Annotated in this window: 4 protein-coding genes and 1 pseudogene; 4 read left to right on the top strand and 1 reads right to left on the bottom strand. The window is 60.5% G+C overall.

Going from position 1 to position 2,986, the window contains the following annotated elements; translation table 11 throughout:
- From DC31_RS16620 to DC31_RS16605, 4 genes and pseudogenes are all read left to right on the top strand, one after another.
- Positions 1-342 (top strand): annotated as a pseudogene (locus DC31_RS16620) (hypothetical protein); the annotation flags it as partial.
- 534 nt (positions 343-876) lie between these two features.
- Positions 877-1,872, top strand: coding sequence for a hypothetical protein (locus tag DC31_RS16615; RefSeq protein ID WP_152545478.1), 996 nt, complete (start codon positions 877-879; stop codon positions 1,870-1,872).
- Positions 1,873-1,991: 119 nt separating this feature from the next.
- Positions 1,992-2,438: a LexA family protein gene (locus DC31_RS16610; protein WP_051607219.1), complete on the top strand. Its 447-nt coding sequence runs from the start codon at positions 1,992-1,994 to the stop codon at positions 2,436-2,438.
- Positions 2,435-2,644: a Y-family DNA polymerase gene (locus DC31_RS16605; RefSeq protein ID WP_036282271.1), complete on the top strand. Its 210-nt coding sequence runs from the start codon at positions 2,435-2,437 to the stop codon at positions 2,642-2,644. Before DC31_RS16610 ends, DC31_RS16605 begins: the two co-directional genes overlap by 4 nt.
- A gap of 147 nt (positions 2,645-2,791) precedes the next feature.
- Here the strand turns inward: DC31_RS16605 and DC31_RS16600 are convergent.
- The coding region (locus DC31_RS16600) for a MerR family DNA-binding protein (RefSeq protein ID WP_036282266.1) at positions 2,792-2,986 on the bottom strand (195 nt) is incomplete at its 5' end.

The following is a 2,986-nucleotide window of genomic DNA, read 5'->3' as shown; positions in this document are numbered from 1 at the left end:
GCCCGCGCGCGAGGAGCGACCCCTACGATCGTCACCTCCAGGATCACGGGCACATGGTCACCGTTGCCAACCGTCGCTCATGAGCTCGCGCTGTGTCTTCTCCTCAACGAAGCAGAGAGCGTCAAAGAAATCTCGGAGATCGTTGTTCCTGAGCACTGGGGATCGGAGCTCGAGCAAGTCCTATTCGAGGATCTCGATCACGAGATCCTGTATGACGAGCGCGGTGTCGAGAACGTCATAGGAGACATCGCAGGGATGACACCCATGGACATCGAATCCTGTTTTGTCCCGTTCAGCTCTGACTCACACGCGGCGCCGTACGCCATAAGTAACGACGATTGACCGGACTGCCCACGTCGCGGGAGCCAGCAAAAGATGAGGCATGGTCGCTCAGTATCCGGGGAATGCCGGCCCCTCAAACTCCCTCGGCATCTCCATTGGAGGGGCGGCCAGCTTCTCATCGCAGCAAGGGCATTCCCAGCCACCGGGCACAGACCGCATCAAGACCCCGTACATGCTGCAGCGCGGCTGAGCAGCGTCGTCGAACGGATCATCCACCTGATCAGGCTACGAGAGATGCTTGCAACACGCATGAAAAATGCCAGCAGGATTCAACCGAGACCGACGATCGGAAGGTGTATGCGGGGTGATTACCGTGAGAGACTGAGTCTCCGCCCACCCCGCGCTAGGGCGCAGTTTGAGCTGCGGCTCAGCCTATCAGGGTTGTCAACGTGTATGGCAAATTGCAAGCAAATTTCAAGCACTAAGACACTCCTTATAAGGGACACAAAGCTTGCCTCGCGTCGCTCTCAAGCTCGGTGTGGCGGCTCCCTCCGAGACGACTGTCGCCACGCGTCCACCTCGTAGTCTCGACATGTGAGCGAATCAGTGGAGTCTGTCGAAGCTGGGCCTACGTCACCGGTCTTTGACCCGGACGGGATGCGGACTTTCATTCGTTCGGTGATCGCGGAGTTCGCCACGAGAAGGACGCGACGGATTCCGGACAACCGGGGCAGAGAATTCAAGATGACCTTCGGGTGCTGCGTACAGGCGGTTCGCTATGCCGAGGCGTACATGGTGCTGTGTGACAGCGGGCTTTCTCTCGAGGCTCGCGCATCGGCGAGAGCTGCCCTCGAGCACGCGGTGACGGTGGAGTGGGCATACTTCCGGGTGGGCGGTCTTGATCGCCTGGCCAACTCGGCGACCTCGACTAGCTGGGACATCCGAGATCGACTCCATCGGTGGCGGCAGACGGCCGATGACCCGGGGGATAGGCCGGGGTTCACCGCCGCAGAGAAGGTGCCGCGCCTGACGTCCGATGAGGGCCTGCTTAGGCAGCTCGATCCGGATGACGTCCTGCTTAACCCTGGGTATGCCGTTCTCTCCCAGGGCGTGCACGTGACAAACCAGACGATCACCGGGTTCTTCCGCACGATCAACGAACAGCGCGACATCCAGATCAACCATCACCGGCAGGACAACCTCGCCGACTACACGCTCCATCTCGTCGCCGCTTCATGCATGCTGGTGGCCTGGATCCAGGCCACGTGCTCGAGAACGAGGAGCGGCTACAGGAGCTCGATGAGATCTCAGATGCCCTGGGGCTGCCAATCCGGCTCGACGACATGTGGGCAGAGAGCGATCGCACCCACCCCAGAGCGAGATCAGGGGAAGGCGGGAGGTAGCGACAGGCCGTACTTGCGGACTGGAGATCTCGCGGGTGCCGAAACCTGGCTCTCAATGAGCATCTGCACGCGGACTGCGCTGCCGGTTCTCCTGGGCAATCCGTGGCGCCGTGATTCACGGGCCCATGAAGAGGCGCCTGGCCGCCGACATGTTGCAGCCGGGAACGAAACTAAGACGAGTGATTGAGGGGACGATTACACGTCAATCGGCCCGGGAATCCGGGGGACTGGATTCAACTTGGTATCGCCGGTGCTCCCGAACGTGCCTACAATCTACGAATAGGAGTTCGAGAGTTTGGGGCACGCATGGCTATGACCGTCGTACCTCTGTACGCGTATCCGGTAAGCGTCAGCCCGATACAACTGGGGCAGCTCCTCGACGCCGTTCCTGCTGGCTTCCCCAGCCCGGGTCAAGATTGGGATGCTGGTCCCATAGATCTCACTGAGCTGCTCATCGACGACCAAGCGGCAACTTTCCTCGTTCGCATCACCGGGACATCCATGATCGGTGCCGGCATCTACGACGGTGATGTCGCCATCGTCGACCGATCCAAGTCACCTCGATCGGGCGATGTCGTCGTCGCGATTCTCGACGGTGACTTCACTATCAAGAGGCTCTTGCGCGAGCGTGGAACCTGGGCGCTGCGCGCAGAGAACGCTGAGTGGCCAGACGTCGTCGTCGACGAGCTCTCCACCTTGGAGATCTTCGGAGTTGTCACCGTGAGTATGCGGTTTCATCGGAGCCGGCGATGACCGTCCAAGTTGGACACGTCGATATCAATAGCGCGTTCGTGAGCTTCGAGAGAATCGTGAATCCGCGTCTCGAGAACCGGGCCTGTTGCGTTCTGAGTAATAATGACGGCATGATCGTCGCCTCCTCTAAGGAAGCGAAAGCCCTCGGTCTGGATCTCGGAAGGCCCTGGTTCGAGCTGAAGCCCCATGCGAAACGGTATTGGTAACTCGCGGTGTTGCGATTGGCGGTATTGCGAGTCTGAGATGCGTCGATCGCTTCTCCGAGAGCGGCGTGTCGGAGCATGGTCGGATTTGCCTCCTCGGCGCTTCGATCACCCGCTCGCAGGCCGAGGTGGTCGACCCTGTTTCCGTGTTTACACGTATCTGCAGATCTGATCCGGGTTGCAGGTGTCCGGTTCGGGGTGCGCTGCGTTGTCTCGGAGATCGACGATGGTGTCGCGCAGCGCGGAGAGTTGCGCGATCTGCAGTTCGATGTCGCTCAGGCGGGTGTCGAGAAGGTCGCGCACGTGCTCGCACGGCGCGCGGCCGTGGTCGCGAATCTCCACGAT

This window comes from Microbacterium sp. CH12i (assembly GCF_000685355.1).
GTDB lineage: Bacteria > Actinomycetota > Actinomycetes > Actinomycetales > Microbacteriaceae > Microbacterium.
Note: the sequence above shows the minus strand (reverse complement) of the source record. Positions and strands in the feature narration are given on the sequence as shown.